Source organism: Hahella sp. CCB-MM4 (assembly GCF_002260525.1).
GTDB lineage: Bacteria > Pseudomonadota > Gammaproteobacteria > Pseudomonadales > Oleiphilaceae > Hahella.
Genome location: NZ_MRYI01000009.1, coordinates 180,811 through 201,755 on the forward strand (window position 1 = coordinate 180,811; position 20,945 = coordinate 201,755).

17 protein-coding genes are annotated in these 20,945 nt (G+C 50.5%); 11 read left to right on the forward strand and 6 right to left on the reverse strand.

The window, feature by feature from the left end:
• Window positions 1–7 precede the first annotated feature (7 nt).
• Together BTA51_RS16655 and BTA51_RS16660 are read right to left on the reverse strand one after the other, a co-directional pair.
• Window positions 8–2,239 carry a thiamine pyrophosphate-dependent enzyme gene (locus tag BTA51_RS16655; protein ID WP_094709233.1) on the reverse strand — a complete coding sequence of 744 codons (2,232 nt, stop codon included), beginning with the start codon at window positions 2,237–2,239 and terminating at the stop codon, window positions 8–10.
• A gap of 182 nt (window positions 2,240–2,421) precedes the next feature.
• Entirely contained in the window at window positions 2,422–3,609 is a 1,188-nt protein-coding gene (locus tag BTA51_RS16660; RefSeq protein WP_094709235.1) for an acyl-CoA dehydrogenase, read from the reverse strand.
• Window positions 3,610–3,754: 145 nt separating this feature from the next.
• Here BTA51_RS16660 and BTA51_RS16665 point away from each other — a divergent pair, with 145 nt between their 5' ends.
• Window positions 3,755–4,603 carry a LysR family transcriptional regulator gene (locus BTA51_RS16665; RefSeq protein WP_094709237.1) on the forward strand — a complete coding sequence of 283 codons (849 nt, stop codon included), beginning with the start codon at window positions 3,755–3,757 and terminating at the stop codon, window positions 4,601–4,603.
• Between the two features lie 66 nt (window positions 4,604–4,669).
• On the opposite strand, the gene BTA51_RS16670 is transcribed toward BTA51_RS16665, so the two are convergent.
• Complete coding sequence (locus BTA51_RS16670; protein ID WP_094709239.1) at window positions 4,670–5,458, reverse strand: ABC transporter substrate-binding protein; 789 nt, start codon at window positions 5,456–5,458, stop codon at window positions 4,670–4,672.
• 297 nt (window positions 5,459–5,755) lie between these two features.
• A complete protein-coding gene (locus BTA51_RS16675; protein ID WP_246841069.1) occupies window positions 5,756–5,989 on the reverse strand; it encodes a DUF1059 domain-containing protein in 234 nt (77 codons plus the stop codon).
• A 331-nt stretch (window positions 5,990–6,320) separates the two neighbouring features.
• On the opposite strand from BTA51_RS16675, the gene BTA51_RS16680 reads away from it, so the two are divergent.
• The 3 genes from BTA51_RS16680 (at window position 6,321) to BTA51_RS16690 (ending at window position 9,293) form a co-directional block, all read left to right on the forward strand.
• A complete protein-coding gene (locus BTA51_RS16680; protein WP_094709241.1) occupies window positions 6,321–7,688 on the forward strand; it encodes a S8 family serine peptidase in 1,368 nt (455 codons plus the stop codon).
• A gap of 62 nt (window positions 7,689–7,750) precedes the next feature.
• A complete protein-coding gene (locus BTA51_RS16685) occupies window positions 7,751–8,065 on the forward strand; it encodes a hypothetical protein (protein ID WP_094709243.1) in 315 nt (104 codons plus the stop codon).
• A gap of 472 nt (window positions 8,066–8,537) precedes the next feature.
• Window positions 8,538–9,293 carry an ABC transporter substrate-binding protein gene (locus BTA51_RS16690; RefSeq protein ID WP_094709244.1) on the forward strand — a complete coding sequence of 252 codons (756 nt, stop codon included), beginning with the start codon at window positions 8,538–8,540 and terminating at the stop codon, window positions 9,291–9,293.
• 199 nt (window positions 9,294–9,492) lie between these two features.
• On the opposite strand, the gene BTA51_RS16695 is transcribed toward BTA51_RS16690, so the two are convergent.
• Window positions 9,493–11,856, reverse strand: coding sequence for a glycosyl hydrolase family 18 protein (locus BTA51_RS16695; RefSeq protein ID WP_094709246.1), 2,364 nt, complete (start codon window positions 11,854–11,856; stop codon window positions 9,493–9,495).
• Window positions 11,857–12,333: 477 nt separating this feature from the next.
• Between BTA51_RS16695 and BTA51_RS16700 the strand changes: the two genes are divergently transcribed.
• The 6 genes from BTA51_RS16700 (at window position 12,334) to BTA51_RS16725 (ending at window position 18,669) form a co-directional block, all read left to right on the forward strand.
• Window positions 12,334–13,773, forward strand: a complete 1,440-nt coding sequence (locus BTA51_RS16700; protein ID WP_094709248.1) for a nodulation protein NfeD — start codon at window positions 12,334–12,336, stop codon at window positions 13,771–13,773.
• Window positions 13,770–14,510 (forward strand): slipin family protein, encoded by a 741-nt coding sequence (locus BTA51_RS16705; RefSeq protein ID WP_094709250.1) that lies wholly within the window; start codon window positions 13,770–13,772, stop codon window positions 14,508–14,510. The genes BTA51_RS16700 and BTA51_RS16705 overlap by 4 nt, the downstream gene beginning before the upstream one ends.
• A 30-nt stretch (window positions 14,511–14,540) precedes the next feature.
• Entirely contained in the window at window positions 14,541–14,930 is a 390-nt protein-coding gene (locus BTA51_RS16710; RefSeq protein WP_094709251.1) for a VOC family protein, read from the forward strand.
• 147 nt (window positions 14,931–15,077) lie between these two features.
• Window positions 15,078–15,419: a hypothetical protein gene (locus tag BTA51_RS16715; protein WP_094709253.1), complete on the forward strand. Its 342-nt coding sequence runs from the start codon at window positions 15,078–15,080 to the stop codon at window positions 15,417–15,419.
• A 275-nt stretch (window positions 15,420–15,694) separates the two neighbouring features.
• Entirely contained in the window at window positions 15,695–16,342 is a 648-nt protein-coding gene (locus BTA51_RS16720; RefSeq protein ID WP_210404856.1) for a hemolysin III family protein, read from the forward strand.
• Window positions 16,343–16,617: 275 nt separating this feature from the next.
• On the forward strand, window positions 16,618–18,669 hold the full coding sequence (locus BTA51_RS16725; RefSeq protein ID WP_168188201.1) for a methyl-accepting chemotaxis protein: 2,052 nt from the start codon (window positions 16,618–16,620) through the stop codon (window positions 18,667–18,669).
• A gap of 53 nt (window positions 18,670–18,722) precedes the next feature.
• Here BTA51_RS16725 and BTA51_RS16730 read toward each other — a convergent pair whose 3' ends face one another.
• Window positions 18,723–19,817: an EAL domain-containing protein gene (locus tag BTA51_RS16730; protein ID WP_094709257.1), complete on the reverse strand. Its 1,095-nt coding sequence runs from the start codon at window positions 19,815–19,817 to the stop codon at window positions 18,723–18,725.
• Between the two features lie 419 nt (window positions 19,818–20,236).
• Here BTA51_RS16730 and BTA51_RS16735 point away from each other — a divergent pair, with 419 nt between their 5' ends.
• Window positions 20,237–20,740, forward strand: a complete 504-nt coding sequence (locus BTA51_RS16735; protein ID WP_094709259.1) for a GNAT family N-acetyltransferase — start codon at window positions 20,237–20,239, stop codon at window positions 20,738–20,740.
• Window positions 20,741–20,945 lie beyond the last annotated feature (205 nt).

Consider the following 20,945-nt stretch of genomic DNA (forward strand, 5'->3'; position numbering starts at 1 on the left):
GTATCCTTTATTCGGCTTTGGCTAACAACATATGACCCAGCAGATCTTTCGCCGCGTCGGTGATGCTATCCCGGCTGGGTAGGGTAGAAGTGGCGGACCTTCCCAGGGGAATGAAAGAATCTTCCGCACACAGGCGGGCGACTTTTGAGCGATCCCAGCCGGACTCCATGAGTAGAGTCATGATTTCTTCGCTGACCGAACCGGTGCGTCGACACTCATCGACCACCAGCACATGTTTACAACCTTCTATTGCCTCCAGCATGGCTTCTTTGGGCAGCGGTAACAGCCAGCGCAGGTCAATAATACGTAGCCTGACGCCTGCCTCTTCCAGGGCTTTGCTTGCCTGTCGACTCAGGTAAAAGCCGTTGCCGTAGGTGACAATTGCCAGGTCTTTACCATCTCCCCATTTATTCACTTGTCCGAATGGTATGGCGGGAGCCTCTTCGGAAGTCTTATAGGGGAAGGTCCATTGTGCATCGCCTTCTTCGTGGAGATCTCGGGTCATGTAAAGGGCAATGGGTTCGAGAAAGACGACAACTCTTTGCTCTTCATGGGCGAGTCTGACTGCTTCCCGGAGCATGGAAATTGCGTCTGCGCCGTTAGAAGGACAGGCGACAATTAAGCCAGGAATATCGCGGAACACGTTAAACGAATTATCGTTATGGAAATGACCGCCGAAGCCTTTCTGATATGCCAGTCCCGCAATGCGAACCACCATCGGGTTGGTAAACTGCCCCTGAGAGAAGAAGCTCAATGTGGCGGCTTCTCCCCGCAACTGATCTTCTGCGTTATGGACATATGCCAGGAATTGGATTTCCACGATGGGCAGCAGGCGATTGTGCGCCATACCGATCCCCAGTCCGAAGATACTTTGTTCATCCAGCAGGGTGTCGATCACCCTATGTGCACCAAATTTTTCCTGCAGCTTTTGGGTGACGCCGTATACGCCGCCTTTTCGCCCGACGTCTTCACCCGCCAGAATGATTTCCGGATGATCAAGCATCAGGTCGGTAAGCGCCCAATTGATAAGGCGTGCAGTATGTTGAGGAGTTCCCATCTGGGAGCGTTCGCGTGAAAAAACTCGTTCCCGAGTGTCTTCTGATACTGGTGGCAGGCTTGGCTGATTAAGTCGTTTGGGCGGAGTGAGGCTTTCCATTACTGCCTTGGCGGCCAGTAATTTGGGACGCTGTATGGCTACTTCAGCAACCTTTGCCACTCTTTCTGAGGTGCTTTGGTAAAGGCTGGTGATATCTGTTGAACTCAGAAGTCCGTTTTCCATCAATATTCTGGCGGAATGCAATAACGGATCCTGTGCTTCATGGGCCTCAATTTCCTTCATGGAAAGATAGGCCTGCTGCGCATCAGAACCAGCATGCCCCATCAGGCGGACGCAGCTCATATGCAGGAATGCGGGTTGCCGGCGTTTTCTCACCAGTCGTTCTGCCTCACGGGCCTTGGCGTACACGTCAGCGAAATTCAGACCGTCGCAACGAAGATAGTTCATACCCGGACGGTGCTTCATACTAGACTCCACCCAACCCATTGGTGTCCTCACGGAAATGCCGATGCCATTGTCCTCACATATCCAAAGCAAAGGCAGGGGGATACGCTGATAAGCTGTCCAGCATGAAGTATTCATGGCACCCTGGGCAGTGGAGTGGTTAAGCGAGGCATCTCCGAAGCTGCATAGCACAACCGCGTCATCGGGCATTTCTCCTGTCTGTCCGATACGACGGTTTAGTCCGATGCTGTAGGCGGCTCCCACGGCCTTGGGCAGGTGAGAGGCAATGGTGCTGGTCTGTGGTGGGATGAACAGGGATTTTGAGCCCAGAACTTTGTGACGTCCTCCTGCGATAGGATCTTCACTGGAGGCAGCAAAACTGAGCAGCAGGTCCCAGGTGATAGTCTGGCCGGGGAGCTGCTTGCTACGCTGAATCATGAACGCGGCATCGCGATAGTGCAGAAAGGCCATATCATTGTGCCGGAAGGCTGCCGCAATGGCGGCATTCCCCTCATGTCCGGAGCTTCCGATGGTATAGAAACTTTCGCCGCGGGCCTGCAGTCTTCGCGAATGAAGGTCCAGCACGCGGGACAGCACCTGGGTCTCAAACAAGGCGATGGACTCTGCACTGGATAGACCGGCCTGTTTCGGAGAAGTACTGCTCAGCGCTTGCGGGAGGTCACCGGAGGTAACTCGCCTGATAAAATTTTGTTCTACTACTTCAGCGCGATTTTGCATGCTGGATGTTCCTCAGCGTGATTGGGTGAACCGCTGGTTATCCCGCCGCTCACTTATTATTGATCTTGATATTGGTATTGGAAGTTGATGGTCCGCGACTATTGGTAACTCGAAAATATTGATCGTTCTCAATAGATAAATGTCCGGGCATCCAGGTCAGAGTCTGATTGCCCGGTGAACAATCAAACTCCGGTAAAGGCCTGAATGCCGGTTTGGGCACGCCCAAGAATCAGCGCATGAATATCATGGGTACCTTCATAGGTATTGACCGCCTCCAGATTGCACACGTGGCGGATGACATGAAACTCATCAGCAATACCGTTACCGCCATGCATATCCCGGGCGATACGGGCAATATCCAACGCCTTGCCGCAGGAATTACGCTTGATCAGTGAGATCAGCTCCGGCGCGCATTGATCTCTGTCCATCAACCTTCCGGCTTGCAGGCAGCCTTGTAGGCCGATACCAATCTCGGTTTGCATATTGGCCAGTTTCAGTTGAACCAGCTGGTTGGCGGCCAGTGGGCGGCCAAACTGCTTGCGGTCCAACGTATATTGACGCGCCTGAGTCCAGCAGAATTCTGCGGCACCTAGGGCGCCCCAGGCGATGCCGTAACGGGCTTTATTGAGGCAACCGAATGGCCCTTTCAGACCGGAAGCATTGGGCAGGATTTGTGATTCAGGAACGAACACATCTTCCATAACAATTTCGCCGGTGATGGATGCCCGTAGGGAAAACTTGCCTTCAATTTTGGGGGCTGACAGTCCTGGCATCCCTTTTTCCAATATGAAGCCACGGATCTCGCCATCGAGTTTGGCCCACACCACCATGACATCGGCAATCGGGGAGTTGGTGATCCACATTTTGGAGCCTTTCAGCAGGTAGCCGTCCGCAACCCGTTCGGCACGGGTTCTCATACTGCCGGGATCAGAGCCCGAATCCGGTTCGGTCAGGCCAAAACATCCGACCCACTCACCAGAGGCGAGTTTGGGGAGATATTTTTTGCGTTGATCTTCACTGCCATAGGCATAAATCGGATGCATGACCAGTGAGGACTGTACGCTCATGGCGGAACGGTATCCGCTATCGACCCTTTCCACCTCACGGGCGACCAGACCATAGCTGACATAGTTTGTGCCTGCGCAGCCGTATTCTTCCGGCAAGGTGCAGCCCAGCAGGCCTAGTTCTCCCAGTTCGTTCATGATTTCACGGTGAAAGATTTCCTTGCGATTGGCCTCCAGAATCCGTGGCATCAACTTTTCTTGAGCGTAGTCGCGGGCGGTATCCCGGATCATGCGTTCATCGTCAGTCAGTTGGGTTTCCAGCAGAAAAGGGTCTTGCCAGTCGAATTGGGGCTTGCTTGCACTCATGAACATTCTCCGGGTTGGGCCTGTGCCAATACTAATCCCCTTAGCATACGAGCACTTTTGATAGAGTTGAAATATAATTTATATGAAAGTGCTATAGGTCATTCCTATAGCAAAAATGACAGCCATCTGAGAGCGATTCCAAGATATGGATTTACGTGAGCTGCGCTATTTTATTGCGGTGTATGAATTGGGCTCGATATCGGCAGCGGCCAGGCGTTGTTATGTGGCCCAGCCATCTATTTCCGCTGCCATTCAGCAGTTGGAGAGTCATCTGGACGCTTCCTTGTTTACCCGTCACAGTAAAGGCGTTTATCCCAGTGAGGCGGCTCAGCGTTTATACCCTCTGGCCAAAAAGCTGACCGGTGAAGCCCAGGCCATTACCCAGTTGTTTCGGAGCAAGCCCCGCCCGGTGTCTTTTACGTTAGGTCTTATGCGTTCCCTTGGGACTGACCGTATGAGCCAGCTACTGAAAGAGCTGATCCAGTCTGTTGATTCTCTGGAGCTGACGTTGGTCAATCCGGAAGAGCCTTGTGATGCCTGTATTATTACGCCGGCCCATGTGCGCGACGGTGACTTGTTCCAGCCCATATGGCTGGATCGCTACCTGTTGGCGTTGCCTCCCGGTCATCCATTATGTCTGAAAGAAGAGGTGGCGCTCGAAGATCTGGATAATCTTCCGTTCATTCATCGTAGCCCTTGCGACGCTTTACAGAGACTGCAGCATGAACTGAGAACCCGGCAGATTGAATTTCACGTTCGGGCCAATATTCGAACGATTGAATATGCTTTGGGGCTGGTCAGTGCCGGGGTGGGAGCTGCACTGGTGCCTGACTGGCCGACGACCTGTGAGCGTAAGGATATTGTATTGCGGCCACTGTCCGGGATTGAGATGAAGTTGGAGATAGGGCTGGCGTATCCGAAAATTCGGGATTCCGATGATCCGCTGGAGAGCCTGCTTGAGCTTTGTAAAAGACGTTGGGAGAGAGGTGGGTGAAGGAGTCGGTGAAGGTTGCTGAAGCAGCCCTGCATAGCCTCAGGGCTGCTAAATCCTGGGATACCGTTATCTCAGGTATTTCTCGGTCAAAGCACCCATAAACTTCGGATCGTCCCGCAGCCGCGCGACTTCGTTCCAGATCGCGTTTTCCTGATTGGAATCCAGTGGAGCACCTTTAGCAAAAGTCAGATGGTAGGACTTACTACTGATAGGGTAAAGGTTTGATTTCAGCAACCCTTTGAATTTGGGGTCGTTGATCAAGTGCTGGTAAACCTCAGGAGTGGTAATGACTGAGCCATTTTTCAACTTGGCCAGTTTTTCGATATTGCGCAGTTCGCCGGTTTTACTTTCGTAGATCTTCCTGTCGGATTCACGCAAAGTGCTGACAATGGAGTAACCCTTGGCGACCCTTACCGGTTCCGGCAACGTATTCAGATCACCCTTGAATTCGTAAGTGCTGTCGGCTGAAACCACGACAATATATTCCACCTGGGTAACCCGTGACGCAGAACGTTTGGAGCTGACGGCATCTGCCGGGTAGTTCATGTATTCGGCACGCTCATTTTTATACGAGGCTGTGACGACGCCATGAACCAGGTTTCCGCGAGCTGAATCGAGACATTCCTGCCAAAGCATGGGTTTGAAGTTGACATTGTAACCGAGGTTCTGCCCAGCCTGTTTGACGATATCAACGTGAACGCCGGCTGCCTCGCCGTTTTCGTCTACATAGGTGAAGGGGTACCAGTAGTTGTTGTCGCTGCAAAAAGTGATATCAGTTTCAGCGGCAGTAACCAGAGTGGAAATGATAGTGGAGAGTAGAAACGCCACCATCCAGGAGGCTTTGTATATCGGCATGTGTTTTCCTTTGATTGGAATGTGAATAACAATCGTGTTTTTTGATACTCATTATAGGGAGGCGCATGTTGTAATTTATTATTCCAGCCGGTTGTTTTTTTATAAGTATTCTCAAAATGTTAGCCAATGATTATCGAATGGCAAGCAGGAAAGGCAAGTAACTGTTAGTGTCTTTTTGATTTAGTGATGTACATCAATCAATCCCTGTTGAATCTGTCGAATAAAATTCTCCGGCGACAGAAGGGCGGCAGCCCGCATTTGAACCGCCACCCTTTTAGAGTTGTCACTATATCCCTATCAAGCAGGAGGAGTTCCTTCCTTCAGCATTTGCTTTATCTGCTCGCGAAATTCCGTGGTGTCTTCATGACCATGAACCTGGACGGCATGTTGGACGGCTGCCTCCAGCAGCTCTTCCTTGGTATCTGCAGAGAGAGCAACTGTGCAGTTTGACTCGCTGGGGGAGTTCCGGCAGTCAACGTAGTATCTCGCCATGGTAATACCTCCCATTGCAATGGGGATTTTTCGCTGCATGTAGCTCTTAATATCGTAGGTAGCTCCTAATATCGAATGTAGCTCCTAATATCGAATGTAGCTCCTAATATCGAATGTAGCTCCTGATATTTAGTCACAATGACAGCGATTCATTGATGAAGAATAGGAATCCTTCATTTACAAGTTTAGTCCTAATTGATGCCTGGGAAGTAAGCGCTTACAGAGGAATTTGTTATAACCGCACGATGGATTATCCCCGCAATCATTGGTCAGCTATAAGCTCCGCGTTTTTCATGACAATCCGTGATTACTTACAAACTGTTACATTGACTAGACTTATGGAATAAATGTCCTTTTAAAGGTGTCTTCTATGAAGCAGTGGCTGTATGTATTCATGTTGTGGAGCGCAGGTTTAACCGGAGGATGGACATTTGCCTCGGCAGAGGTGCCTCCGTTTCAACAGGGAGAGTTGGTGATTGTCGGCAATGTCGATGTAATTCCCGGATATACGGCCAAGCGCCATTTTCCGGACGCAGGATTAACCGTTCTTACAGTAACCCCAGGCAGCGAGACAAGGGAAATTTCCCGATTGCGAGGTCTGGGGATTGAGGCCCATCTCAACAGAGTGGCGCAGAAGTTTGTGACCACTTCCGATCCGTTTTCCAGTTACCAGTGGCACTTCGACTCAGTGCAGGCCCAACAGGCCTGGACACTTAGCACCGGCGAAGGCGTTGTCGTGGCCATTCTCGATACGGGCCTGAATAGCGGTGGGCCGGATGGCGTCAACTGTGTGGTGTCGCCCGCCAGTATGCTTGGGAATCCCAGTGGTTTCACTGATGGAGACGGTCATGGAACTCATGTTTCCGGTACCGTTGCCCAGAAGACCAATAATGGTGTCGGGGTCGCTGGTCTGGCCCACGGTAGCTGCATCATGCCGGTAAAAGTTTTGAGCGACGAGGGTAGCGGAACCTTTGCGGACATAGCGGCCGGTATTGTCTATGCGGTGGATCATGGCGCCAGGGTTATCAATATGAGTCTGGGCATCAGCGCCCGTTACGGCATTACTCATGATGCGGTTATGGATCCCGCTCTTGACTATGCCTATGCAGCGGGTGTGACAGTGGTCGCTGCGGCAGGTAATGACGGCTTCAAGAAAAATGTCAGCTACCCGGCGATCTACGACACCACTCTGGCCGTGGGAGCGACTGATTATCGCAATACCCTGGCCCGGTACTCAAACCAGGGAACGGGGCTTGATCTGGTTGCTCCGGGGGGAAATCTGTCAACAGATGCCAATGGTGACGGGTATGCGGACGGCGTCTTGCAGGAGACTTTTGACAGCAGTGGATTTGGTTACTGGTTCTATCAGGGAACCTCCATGGCTTCGCCGCACGTTACCGCAATTGTGGCATTGTTGATTGCCCATGGAACGGCCTCGTCGCCGGATGATGTCAAATCGGCCCTGACCCAGACCGCTCTTGATCTGGGTGAAACCGGGCCGGATGCGAAATATGGGTATGGGTTGATTCAGGCATATGATGCGCTTCAGTGGGGCGCAGGCGGGACTTCTCTGCCACAGCCTGTGGGTAGCTGTACTGACTTGGATGGTGACGGTGTCTGTGCCGAAGAAGGAGATTGCGACGACAGTAACGCCCAGGTGTATCCCGGGTTTAATGAAAAAGGTCGTCGTAGCAGGGATGGTTTGGATAACGACTGTAACGGAATTATAGATGGTTAGAGATTGATCTCTGGGTGAGCGGAAAGACATAACTCAATAGTCTGAACAAGAGGAGAATCACTATGATGGTTGCTCGTTGGTCTATCGATGCGAAATTCGGTTACAAGCAAAAAGTAATCGACCTGATGCAGGGTTGGATGAGGGATATTGGTCCCCAGGCTGGGTTGACCGCTGATAAGCTTCGGCTAATCACCGGGTCTGTTGGAGCACTGGAGTCTACGATTCAGTCAGAGCACATAATTGAAGACTTAAATGAGCTTAATGAGGTCTGGGACAAGCTGGCAAAAATAGATGCTCACAAGCAATGGAGTCAGGAATTGGAGCCCTATGTTGTGTCCGGAACCAACCGTTGGGAGATCTATCGCGTCATTGATTAAGTCTGCCCCTAACAGGTGTCGGTGACAGTGAATCTGGAATCCCGGAGGATTGGCTCCGGGATTTTGTTCAACTGGCAGCCAGATTCCCTAAATTTAGTGGATTCAGCAACTTATCAACACAAAAGTAATACGAATTAACACGTATGTAATCTGGCCGAATTTGCATGAAATAACGGATTATCCCGTCTAAGTCTTTGAGAATTCAGAGAATTGGTGAATTTCGCCATAAAACTGGTTATATTGCGGGCATTTACAGCGAAAATCACTAAATGGTGTAAACTTCATTATTTAACAGGTTGGGTTAGAGAGCTACCGAGTGAGTGTTCAAAAGGAGTGTTGAAGTTCAGAAGCATCCTACTTATCCACCACTGATGACTCAAATAAGATGAAGGATATTGGTGTCAGGATAACGGCGTGAGTATGTGGCTGCCGGTAACAGAACATCAATTATCCTGGCGAGGAGAATACTACGATGAATTTACGTAGAGCGCTGATAGGGCTGTGTGCAGGCCTTGTTGTGGTAACCAGTGGTCAATACGCTGCGGCCGAAGAAAAACTGAATATCTTCACTGAGAACTATCCTCCGTACAACATGTCACTTTCCGGAACTGCTTTTGCGCACAAGGAAGAGGACATTGCCGGGTTATGCACGGATGTTGTCAAAGCTCTGATGAAGCGGACTAAGCTGGATTACCGGCTTAAGCTTAGAAACTGGGCCACTGGTCTGTCCAGGGCGAAGACCAAGCCCAATCATGCGATATTCTGTGCTGCCAGGACTGAAGATCGGGAGCCGTTTTTTCACTGGATCGGCCCACTGGCCAATATCGACTGGACGCTTTACGCCAAGCCTGGTTCTACTATCAAGCTGAATAATCTTGATGATGCCAAGAAATACCGTATTGGTGGCTACAAAGATGACGTCATGAGTAACTACCTCATTGAGCGTGGATTTAATGTTTCTACCATGGCGAACGATAGCCTGAATCCCAGGAGACTGGTACTTGATCAGATTGATCTATGGGTCACTGATGGTCTGGCCGGGCCATACGTAGCCTCGGAGGAGGATATTACGGATCTGGTGCCGGTACTGACATTCCGGCATACACCGCTGTATATGGCTGTTAACGTAAACTCAGATCCGAAAGTTGTGAAGACCCTGGAAACTAATTTCAAAGCGATGGAAGAAGCAGGAGAAGTTGAAGCCATGTCCAAGCCATACGAGCAGTAGGCTGCCAGGCTTTCTGTCCTTGCGTTTGGCTTGTCCTGAAGCTGGCTTGACCTGAAATTGATTTGATCTGACATAAATAGAAAAAAGCCGCGGCTGTTCCGCGGCTTTTTTGATTGTTGCGTTTTAGTTCAGTTCAAAGATCATCTATCAATTTAGAATGTTTCGAACTCATCTATTTGTTTAGAGCTCATCTGTCTGCTTAGAACTCACAGACTAGCGTCCAGCTGCCGTCGCTGCCGGGTACTGACTGAGTCCACCAGTTGGCTCTGTAAACCACCTGGTTGTGAGACATCAGGTCGCCTCCACTGGCGTGGTTCGGTTTACCCTGCCAGTCTGTCTGGGTCCAGTTGGGATAGACGTTGACCGTGCTCGGATCGACATTCGCGTCGGCGCAGTTACCACCGTCGCTTCCGCCGTCATCTCCATCACCTATGGTGCCTGCCGGTAACTCCGGATGATCCTGTTTCAGGGCAAAGGTGTCATTACCGATTTTTACCCGCCAGCTGGATGGCGTTGGCATGGGCAGATAGTAATTCAAGGCTATGTCCATGCTCTGTCCGTCGTTCAGCGCCTGATAGTTCTTGAGAGTGAACGCTACTTTGTGATGGTCGTGCTCCAGGCCCCCAACATTGTTGCCGGAACTGTTGGCACCGCTATCGATGACTTTGAGTCCGACGCCGCTCTGGTCGCTGATGGTGTCTGGAATGGCTGTGGGAACATTGAACTCAAACGTCGTGCCACCGGGAATGGTTTGGCCGGTGTGGTTGGAAATGGTCAGTTTGGGGTTGATCGGATAGTTTTGGTCGCCCAGCTTGAAGCCACTGAAGCTGTATCGAATGTCCAGGCTGGTCTCGGGCAGGCTGCCCCCGATCTTATCTCCATATGGCGAGGCACTCTTGAACTTGTTGTAAAAACGGGTGGTCAGGGTATCGCCCATAAAGTATTCACTGTTATCGGCGTTCCAAGCATAGTCACCCGCCAACTCCCAGAACATGACCCCGCCAATACCGTTGTCCGTGATGTACTTGGCTTTCACGTCGATGGATTGCTCATCTTCAATGGAGAGAAATACCCCTTTCTCTGCATTCCATAACCACGGAGCGACAGCGGTGGCGTTATAGTGCCGGGAGTAGGAACCGGTTAAGACATCAGTAGGATCGTTGGCTGGGTCCAGACCGTAAGCGGAGATATAGCTGCCTGCAACTCCGTTTGCCAGATTCTTGGCATGCCACAGGGGATTGGAGCCGGCCCCCATTTCATTGCCTTGTTTGTCCAGGTCGTGCCAGATGTTGTCAATGCCGACGGCGCCGTGTCCGCAGTCATTCTTGTCACCAGTCCCGGTGCCGGGAGGGCAGTTGTTCTGATCCGGTGCGGAAGCCGTCCCCCAAAGCCCGTAGTCGCCTCCGGTAACACCCTGCCATCCCCGGGTATAGTAGGGGACACCGATATTGATACGTCCTGCCTGCATTGTGCCCCGGAAATATTTGTAGGCCCAGTCTGTATTCAGGTAACCGATGCGCTGATATTGGGACGTGTTGTAGTAGTTCCAGGCCTTCAACTCAACGTCTTCGCCGGTATCATAGAGTGCCGCGTTAGGCCCCACGAACTGGTTCCAGGCGCCATGCAGGTCATAAGACATGATGTTGACGTAATCCAGATAAGGAGTGATCTGCATCAGCTCCATACCTCTCAGCAGGTAGCCGGAGGAGGGCGACGCAATAGTCAGCATATAGTGTTTTGCATCTTGTGCTGAAGCCGCGTCCAGCTTCTCTCTGAGGGTTTTCATCAATTCCACATAGGAGGCCATCAGGCCAGCCCTGCGGGCATTGGAAATGGAAAAGTCGTCAGGATTTCCTGCATCATTCATGCTGGTGGGGTACTCGTAATCAATGTCCACACCGTCGAAACCATAAGTTCGCAGGAAGGTCACCACTGAGTCGGCAAACGTATTAATACCCTGATGGTTGATACTGTTGTCCGCATTGGTGGTCATGGTATAGAAGCCGCCACTGTCGACCCGGTCACCGTTGTCGTCAAAATAGCCGCCGGTTTCTGCCCAACCTCCGACGGAGATCAGCGTCTTCACATTCGGGTATTGCTTTTTGAATTTGTTCAGCAGATTGAAATGGCCGTGATAGGGCAGTGCCGGATCCATTTCCGCACCATCAACCCCGTCCCAGGTTAACCCGGTTGCCGCGTTATTGGCATCGTTGACGTTTCCAACCGAGATTTTATTGCTGCCATCGACATGGGCAAAGGCATAGTTGATATGAGTGAGTTTGCTCCAGGGAATATCGCTGGCCAGATAGGCGGGGGCGCCATTCTTCCCGGTGCGCCAGGAGGTGAAGTAACCGATGATTCGACGGGAATGATCCGTTCCCATTTTCTCACGGCCATTGGTGTCATAGATCGTACAGTAGGGGACATCAATACCGGGGGTCTGGTAAAGACCTTCAGGTCGACAGGTTTCTCCTGCAGATACGAGTGGGGCTGAAGACAAAGCTCCTGCCAGGCATAGAAGTGAAGTCAGTACTCCCTTAGGGGATTTTTTTTGCGTACGCATAGTCGGATTCCTTTGTGTTGATCGCCCTTTTAGATCAGGGCTCCTTTTCTTATTTATGGTTATGCAGGAAGGCCGGTGCGGAGTAAATCTGTGCTGAGCCTGTGGGAGCAGGGCTCTATCAGCAACTTGACTGGTCCGTACCAATACTTCCAGTGGATCTACTGATGTCGCAAATATTTTGTTATTGGTATCTTAATGGTTGCATATTTTTTGATGTATTGGTATTAAAAAATGATAAACACTTAACACCTTGAGCTCTTCGTGTTAATACCGATAAGAGACCAATGGAGAAGGGTGGAGAGGAGTAGAGGGGGGTAGAGAGGGTTAGAGGGGGTTAGCGAGGCATGGATCTAGATATACGAAAAGTTAAAGACCTCAGAATTAATGCGGTCCCAAGTGGATTAGTCAGATCCCGGATGTAAATCTGGTCTATATGGATTACTCTTTATAGTAAGTTGCGTAATACAGGTGTGGCCTATGTCCCGCCAGTCTTATAGCTCTATTCGTCATCACAGAATGATTCTGTGGGGTGGTGTTGCGCTGTTGGCGCTTCTTCTCTTGCTGTGGCCAGTGGCAACCCATTCTGATGAATCTTCTGCAACCTCTACCGATCACCGTATCTGGGTGATGTCTGTGCAGGGAGCTATTGGTCCGGCAACAGCTGACTGGATGATTCGCTCCCTGAGACAGGCAACGGAATCCGGAAGCGCTCTTTTGATTGTGCTGCTGGATACCCCGGGTGGGTTAGATAAATCCATGCGGGATATCAATCAGGCCGTTCTGGCTTCGACTATTCCTGTGGCAATTTATGTTTATCCCAAAGGGGCTCGTGCCGCCAGCGCGGGAACCTATATGCTGTATGCGGCTCACATTGCCGCGATGGCTCCGGCGACGAATCTCGGTGCAGCCACACCTGTACAGATTGGAGCCCCTGAATTACCGGGACAGCAGCCGCAAAAACCGGATTCATCACCAGAAGATTCTCAGGACTCGGAAAAAAGCAAAGATAGGGGATCGACGGTACCTGCACCTGCCACCACGATGGAACGCAAGCAAATCAACGATGCAGTGGCCTATATCCGGGGTCTGGCCGGGCTTCGAAGACGCAATGCCGATTGGGCAGAGCAGGCGGTTAGAGAAGCTGTCAGTCTCGATGCTGAAGAAGCACTTAAACAAAGCATCGTCGATTATATTGCCCAGGATGTGGATGATCTGATTCAGCAAATAGACGGTAAGGTTCTGGACCTGAACGGGCACCCTCATACCTTGCAATTGACTCCCTATCAACTCACTAGAGTACAACCTGACTGGCGGCTTAAGCTGCTGTCTGTTATCACCGATCCCAGCGTTGCCTACATACTCATGTTGGTAGGCATCTACGGACTGATTTTCGAGTTTTATAACCCAGGCCTGGGCGGCCCCGGCATCATCGGTGCCATATGCCTGCTGATTGCACTATATGCCCTGCAGCTGCTCCCCATAAGCTATGCCGGATTGGGCCTGATACTTTTGGGTATCGCATTGATGATTGCGGAAGCTTTTTCTCCCAGTATCGGTATCCTCGGGGTGGGTGGACTGGTGGCATTTATTGTGGGCTCGGTCATGTTGATGGATACCGAGCTACCGGGCTTTCAGATTGCTTTTCCCATGATTGCAGGTATGGGGGTCGCTTTTGCCGGCATGCTGGCGATGATGCTGCACATGGCGTTGCGAGCCCGGAGACAGCAGGTGGTGTCTGGGAAAGAAGCATTAATCGGTAGCCAGGCCGAGGCGTTATCCGATTTTAGCGGAATGGGGCGGGTAAGAACTCACGGAGAGGTATGGCAGGCACATAGCAAAATGCCGGTGAAGAAGGGCGATATCCTCACGGTGAGCGCAGTGGACGGTTTGGTACTGGAAGTGGAGGATAAAGCATGAATTATTTCTTTTTGAGTCTTTTTTTGCTGGTGCTGGCCTTTCTGTTCAGCATGTTTCGCATCATGCGGGAATATGAACGGGCGGTGGTGTTTCTACTTGGCAGGTTTTATCGGGTGAAAGGACCTGGGTTAATTGTGGTGGTCCCCGTGATTCAGCAAATGGTGCGGGTGGATCTGCGCACCATTGTGATGGATGTTCCCACCCAGGATGTTATTTCCCGGGATAATGTGTCTGTGAAGGTTAATGCGGTGGTTTATTACCGCGTGGTGGACGCCCAGCAAGCGATCATCAATGTGGAAAACTATAACGATGCTACCAGCCAATTGGCGCAGACAACATTGAGATCCGTATTGGGGCAACATGAGCTGGATGAGATGTTGTCCGCCAGAGATGAATTGAACGCGGATATTCAGCAGATACTCGACAAGCAAACCGACAATTGGGGCATTAAGGTCTCGAATGTTGAAATCAAACACGTGGACCTGGATGAGCAAATGGTCCGTGCCATTGCCAAGCAGGCGGAAGCTGAGCGTGTTCGGCGGGCGAAAGTCATACATGCCAATGGTGAGTTGGAAGCTTCTGAAAAACTCAGGGAAGCGGCGAAAGTATTGTCCGAGCAGCCCAGTGCCCTGCAATTGAGATACCTGCAGACCCTGACCGAAATTTCCAGCGACAAAACCAATACAGTGGTGTTCCCATTGCCGATTGACCTGGTGAAGCCGTTTACCAAACAATAGGATTTCAGTGATTTGTAAAAGGAGTTCATCGTGCACAAGAGTCGACTGGCTGCCATGGTTATTGACTGTGATGTGGAGGATATCGAAACCGCCAACCGTTTTTGGGGACAAGCGCTGGGCTTTGATCCCAAACCCTCAGATGAAAGCTGGGCTGACAGATATACCCATCTCAATGTTCCGGATGATCAACCTCATGTATTGATACAGAAAGTCAATCACCCCAGCCGCGTCCACCTGGATATCGAAACCGATAACATTGAGGCGGAAGTTAACCGCCTGCAAAGCCTTGGGGCTACGATAGTGGAACGCTTTCCCCGCTGGGTGGTGATGGAAGCTCCTACCGGGCATCGGTTTTGTGTGGTCAATCCGCAACGCCCCGACTTCGGTGAGTCTCCTGAGGTTAATGTTTGGGGCGATTGAATAAATCTGGTATTGATTCAATTCCCCGAAATGGTCGTTAACTGTCTGGCTATCCGGAGTATTTGCAACTAACCCGAATGCTGCGCCTGATCGTATTTATAGAAGTTGTTCTTCTAGAGAAAGTGACAACTAGAGGAGGTGACAACCATGAATACGATGACTCTCGACAGTTGGTGTAAGCCTGAAGGAGCCACCAAGTCCAGTCCGCTAGGACTGATCCGGTTTCGCATCAGTGATGCGGACCATATTCGTATGGAAGAAGCCGAAGAGCAGTTAAAGCACAGTGACAAAAGCGATGCGATACTGGATGTGGATTTGAGTAATCTGGAACTGGAAACCCCACCGCAATGCGGGAAATTATCGGATTGCCAGCTTCGGGTTTACATTCACAAAGACGATCAGCGGGGACATTTTCACTTAGTGGGACACCGCGCCAGTGACGGCAGCCTTGTGTACACCAATGCGGTAATGGTCGATTTACTGGGTTAAGTTCCAGATGCATCGATGGTTGTCTCCAAAGGTTTAATAAAATGCCTCCAATGCAGAGACTATGAGACAGCGGTCTCTGCATTTTTCCCCGTCGTTTTATAAGTGCAAAATTGTTTTAAAACTGCATAGCTATTTTATAACTGCAAAACTGTCTTATAACTGGATAATTGTTGTAAAACTGCAAAGTATCCAGTTCAGAATATTCAATCAATTGTAACTGGCATTGGTGATTTGATCGTGTCAGGCTCAGAGTATTAACGAGGTACATTGGAGTCATTGTGAAAACCCTGGTCCGGGAACAAACACTGAGTGAGGAACTGCTCAATGCCATCACTCATGGAGTGGGGCTTCTAGTCGCCGTATCTGCCGCAACCCTGCTGATCACCCTGGCCAGCCAGGAAGGAGATCCATGGAAAATCGTGGGGGTCTCCATTTATGGCGGGTGCCTGTTTCTGCTGTATCTTGCCTCGACCTTGTATCACGGCATTCAACATCCCCGTGCCAAGACGATCCTCAATGTATTTGATCACTGTTCTATCTATCTGCTGATCGCTGGGACCTATACGCCTTTTCTATTGGTCAATCTGCGAGGCCCCTGGGGGTGGAGTATTTTTGCCGTGATATGGGGACTGGCAATTACCGGTATCGTATTGAAGATTACTCACCACCAGCGATTCGAGCGGGCACACTTGCTCAATTATCTGTTCATGGGATGGCTGATTCTGGTGGCCTATGAACAGTTGGCCCAGAATTCGTCTTCGTTTGCTTTAAGCATGATTCTGGCCGGGGGGCTGTCGTATTCCTTCGGGGTGATATTCTTTGTTCTCGACCGTTATCCCTATCTGCATGCCGTCTGGCACTTGTTTGTATTCGGCGGCAGTACCTGCCACTACATCGCCGTGTTTTCCGGTGTTTTATCCTGAATGCCTCGCCTGGCTTTCCGGTTTAAACTTCGATTATTCAGGAAATACCCAATAAAACAGATGGTTAGACTTTTTCTGTATACATTAAATTACAGAATTTCCGGCATTTCACAAAAAAGTATTGATAAATCCCCCCTTTAGTACTGGCTGCATTTTGATCACTTGTTTCTAATTAATGCTACGACTTTCGTCGGTAGAGCAAATGAGCCTACAAAAATAATGAATGTTCCTGAAAGGAGCAGCATTTGGCCCAACCAGACATACAGAGTGCAGTTATGAAGTCTTTCCATCTGCCCAAGCCAAGCATTGTCCTTCGCATTTCAATCGGTTTTTTCATTGTCATATCAGTCGTTGCTGTATCAACGTTAATCAGCATTGGTTATGCAAGACAGACCATCGACAATGTTAATACCCTGACCAAGAGTGCGACGCCGATTGTGCTGACCAACAGCGAGTTGGATCTATATCTCACTAAATCCACGGAACTGTTCCAACAATTTCTGGCCACTGCCAGTGTTGAGGGAACCAAACGCCTGGAGAGCGATATCCGCAATAACCGGCAGCAGATGGAAGCTCGCCTGAATTCTATTCGCAGCAGTCTGAGTGATATCCGGGAAGCAAGATCGGAGCGGCAGAATCTGGAGGATCTGGAAGGGCAGCTGAAGCAAATCAGCACACTGATGAACTCTGCCATGAGCCGTCACAAACAGAGCCTGGAAGTCATTGCCAGTTCCAAGGAGAAAGCCGCCCAGGTGGATAAACTGGAGGCTGAAATCACGCCGATGTTTGATTCCCTGTTGCTGACGCTGGCTGATGACTATGCACTGTCTATCGCCAATGAGTTCTACGCTTCATTCCTTCGAGGACTCATGATTATCAAAAGCATTAATCTGTCTGATTCACTGGAAACGCTGGATAAAAATCAACAGGCGTTCAATCAGTGGAATATGAATCACCAGGATAAGTTCTTCAGCTTTGTTAACCTGGCAACCAATTATCCTGACTCCCAGGACTTCATGCAGACGGCGCAGAAAACCACCCAGATGTTGACCACGTTAACCGCTGGAAAAGGTGATCAAAAAGGGCTGATAGACGAACGCCGCTTATTGATAGAAGCAAGATTGGGGTATGAGGAAAATCTCAAGCAGTTGAGAACTCTGCAGAGCAGGGTGGACGGCGATCTTGATGCACTGAATACTTTCGCCCGACGTTATTCGGTGGAAACCAACAATCGGGTTACCTCCAACCTTACCAACAGTCTGACCTCTGCCGGTACGGCGCTGATGGTGTCGATTCTGGTGGCGGTGGTGGTGCTGGCGGTGATTATTCGTAGTATCAGACCCTCATTGCGGACTCTGAAGAAAGCGCTGAACGGGCTGGCTCAGGGCGATCTGACCTATCGGATTGATAAGCATGGGAATGACGAAATGGGAGAGCTTACCCTGGCTGTAGAGCAAGTCCGGCAATCCTTGAGTGCGATTATGGAGGAACTGCAGGACAAGGCTCTGGAGATGCAGCAGTCGGCCAGTCATAGTCAATCCATGTCTGAGACACTGAAAAATCAGTCCATTGATCAGAGTGAGGACACGGAGTCGATTTCTGCGTCCATGCATGAAATGACGGCTACAGCCCATGATGTTGCGGGGACCGCAAATGAAGGGATGAAGCTTGCCACTCTGGCGGTGGGAGAAATTGAGCATACGGTCAATGAGATTCAGCATAACCTCGCTTCACTCGAATCCCTCAAGGGAAGTATTGATGAGTCTGTAAAATCCATGGAAACCCTGACCAGGGAGATGGAAGAAGTGGAGAGTGTCTCGTCGGTGATCGAAGGTATTACCGGTCAAATCAATCTGCTGGCGCTGAACGCTGCGATTGAGGCGGCCAGAGCAGGAGATCAGGGGCGAGGGTTTGCAGTAGTTGCGGATGAGGTGAGAACTCTGGCAAGCCGTACGGCAGATTCAACCGCCGAAATCCGTAACACCATTGAGCGCTTGATTTCCAGCTATCGCGGACTCTCGGAAACCATGGTGAACAATCAGTCAGCGGTAACCCGGAGTCATGAGGTTTCCAGTCAGTCTGCTGAAGCCATATCCCAGTTTCGGCATCGTATTGCCGATATTAATAACCTCAGCCAGAAAATTTCGCATGCTGCAGGTGAGCAGGGGCTGGTGGCAGAAGACATCAGCCAGCGACTGACCCGGATTGCGGATATCGCCAAAGATACCAAGGACACTGCCGTATCCGGCTCCGAAAACAGCGGTCGGCTTGGTGAAGTGGCAAGCGAGCTGGATATGCTGGTCGAGCGCTTTAAAGTGGTGGGCTAGGTGTTATACGGTTAGCGGGGCTTAACATGGCAGGGAAAGTTAAAGGTGGCGTTCTACCAGTGGGAGCGCCACTCGGTCAGAGGGTAAGGAAATCCGAAGGCAAATCCCTGAATCAGGTCAAACCCGATGCGCTGGCAAATTTCGGCTTCTTCCGGGCAGCTGACGCCTTCGGCAAGAGCCTTGATACCCATTTTCTGGACCATCGCCACCAGCATTTCGAGCATTTCCTGTTTCTGTAACGTTGCCCGATGAATATTTCTGATCAGGGCGATATCAAACTTGACCACTTCTGGAGGGGCTTCGGTTAGCTCCAGTAATCGTGCCTGGCCAGCGCCAAAGTCGTCATACGCCAGTCCGCAGCCCATCGCTTTTATTTCTTCAGCCAGATGTTGCATGGCCTTGATATCAGTGACGGCCTGTTCGTGAATTTCAATGACAAGATGCAGATCAGGGAAGGCCTCACGGCCTTCCGCAAGACACTTCAGAAGACGATCCTGGTCCTGCATTTCATGGGGGTGAGTATTGACGAACAGAGGCTTGGGAAGGCTGTTGGAATTGGCGTCGTTCAGCCCTGTCTGGCGGAACAGCTCACTGAGTTCCACCGCTTTGTTAATACTTTCGGCAATATGAAACAAAGCACCCGGGTTGGGTAAGAGTTCCGGGTGTGCCCCTCTTCCAAGCAGCTCGTAAGCGAAATGCTGTCCGTCGGGGGTGACAATCGGTTGATACAGGGGAGTGACCTGGGCATTTTCCAATAGTGATTTGAGGTGTCGGGAACCCAGGGGAATGTTGGTCGACAGATCGCAGCTCATCATCATGGTAATGTTGGATACATCACCGGTGAAACTGTCTTCGTCAATTACCCGAGCTTCGACATGGGCGAAATGAACCACGTCATCGTTCTGTATTTTGGTCGGTCCACTAATGCGCTCATGATTGACGAAAGTGCCGTTGGTAGAGCCTAGATCCCGAACCCAAAGCTCGTCGCCTTGTAAGCTGAGTTCTGCGTGAACCCTGGAAACATCCGTCGAGTTGAGAGTGATATCTGCGTCATCTCCGCGACCAATAGTCACTGGAAACTGACGAAGTGGCACTCGTTCGATTTGACCTTTGTCTTTGCTATAGCATTCAAGAAACCAGCGGATCATCGTATTACGCTTTTTCCGGATAATGCCTCCTCTATTCGGGAGCAGGCATTGGGGTGGCTGAATGATCTTCCTGAATTTGGACTACTACTTCATAGTTTGGTCGATAATTGGGAAGAGTAAAGAATTCCGTGATCACTAATTGTTAACGAATGTGAATCCTGCCGGAAAAAGAAATGCGTGGATGTATCGAAGCCCTGAGCGTGAATTTCGACGAGGCTGCCTGCAGCCTGGCCCCGTGCTGTGCTTGATGATTAAAGCTGGTTTGCGATAAAAAAATTCCGGGGTTTATCTATTTCGGTAAATCCGGGTGTTTTCTATTTTGGTAAATCCAGGTGCTATCTAATTTGGTGAACATAGTGCTCTCATCAAATTCAATTCTTTAATATATTCAATTCAGACTAAGAATCAGGAAAGACGACATGGAAATAAGAGAAGCGATACCGGAAGACTTTGAGGGTATCTGGCCGATTTTCAAAGAAGTGGTTGAGGCTGGCGAGACCTACGGCTATGCCTTGGAAACCTCGAAAGAAGAGGCTTATCACCTGTGGATGGAGCTACCCCGTAAAACGTACGTGGTTTCAGAGGGCGGCCGGATACTGGGTACCTACTATATAAAAAACAATCAGAACGGACCGGGAAGTCATGTCTGCAATTGCGGCTATATGGTTTCCAGCGCTTCCAGGGGACAGGGAATTGCAACACTGATGTGTAAACACTCACAACAGCAGGCTCTCGATTTCGGCTACAAGGCTATGCAGTTCAATTTCGTCGCCGCCAGTAACGAAAAGGCGGTCAAGCTCTGGCAGAGCTTGGGGTTTGAGACTGTCGGAAGGTTGCCTCAAGCCTTTCATCATCCCCACAAGGGCTATGTGGATGCTCTGGTCATGTATAAATGGTTGGGTGACCAGAATTCGGAGGGATGATCTCTAGGGTCTGTTGATGTTTCGCCATCGCAACCCTTCGGGCTGGAACCATTTTTGTGCCCAGCGTCGTTGTCAGTCACTTATGTAGAGTAACTACACTGCACTCCTTCCGCCCGGGCGGCGAACCGCTAGCTGGATCACAAAAATGGTCTCCAGCAGTGATGATGGCGAAACGTCAACAGACCCTAGCAGGATGGATAATGTC

What these genes read in the sequence shown, in the direction of transcription:
- BTA51_RS16680 (WP_094709241.1), top strand. Translation starts at nt 6,321, where the DNA reads ATGAAGCAGTGGCTGTATGTATTCATGTTGTGGAGCGCAGGTTTAACC.
- BTA51_RS16695 (WP_094709246.1), bottom strand. Translation starts at nt 11,856, where the DNA reads ATGCGTACGCAAAAAAAATCCCCTAAGGGAGTACTGACTTCACTTCTA.
- BTA51_RS16655 (WP_094709233.1), bottom strand. Translation starts at nt 2,239, where the DNA reads ATGCAAAATCGCGCTGAAGTAGTAGAACAAAATTTTATCAGGCGAGTT.
- BTA51_RS16660 (WP_094709235.1), bottom strand. Translation starts at nt 3,609, where the DNA reads ATGAGTGCAAGCAAGCCCCAATTCGACTGGCAAGACCCTTTTCTGCTG.
- BTA51_RS16715 (WP_094709253.1), top strand. Translation starts at nt 15,078, where the DNA reads ATGAATACGATGACTCTCGACAGTTGGTGTAAGCCTGAAGGAGCCACC.
- BTA51_RS16665 (WP_094709237.1), top strand. Translation starts at nt 3,755, where the DNA reads ATGGATTTACGTGAGCTGCGCTATTTTATTGCGGTGTATGAATTGGGC.
- BTA51_RS16670 (WP_094709239.1), bottom strand. Translation starts at nt 5,458, where the DNA reads ATGCCGATATACAAAGCCTCCTGGATGGTGGCGTTTCTACTCTCCACT.
- BTA51_RS16690 (WP_094709244.1), top strand. Translation starts at nt 8,538, where the DNA reads ATGAATTTACGTAGAGCGCTGATAGGGCTGTGTGCAGGCCTTGTTGTG.
- BTA51_RS16730 (WP_094709257.1), bottom strand. Translation starts at nt 19,817, where the DNA reads ATGATCCGCTGGTTTCTTGAATGCTATAGCAAAGACAAAGGTCAAATC.
- BTA51_RS16735 (WP_094709259.1), top strand. Translation starts at nt 20,237, where the DNA reads ATGGAAATAAGAGAAGCGATACCGGAAGACTTTGAGGGTATCTGGCCG.
- BTA51_RS16675 (WP_246841069.1), bottom strand. Translation starts at nt 5,989, where the DNA reads ATGCAGCGAAAAATCCCCATTGCAATGGGAGGTATTACCATGGCGAGA.
- BTA51_RS16725 (WP_168188201.1), top strand. Translation starts at nt 16,618, where the DNA reads ATGAAGTCTTTCCATCTGCCCAAGCCAAGCATTGTCCTTCGCATTTCA.
- BTA51_RS16705 (WP_094709250.1), top strand. Translation starts at nt 13,770, where the DNA reads ATGAATTATTTCTTTTTGAGTCTTTTTTTGCTGGTGCTGGCCTTTCTG.
- BTA51_RS16700 (WP_094709248.1), top strand. Translation starts at nt 12,334, where the DNA reads ATGTCCCGCCAGTCTTATAGCTCTATTCGTCATCACAGAATGATTCTG.
- BTA51_RS16685 (WP_094709243.1), top strand. Translation starts at nt 7,751, where the DNA reads ATGATGGTTGCTCGTTGGTCTATCGATGCGAAATTCGGTTACAAGCAA.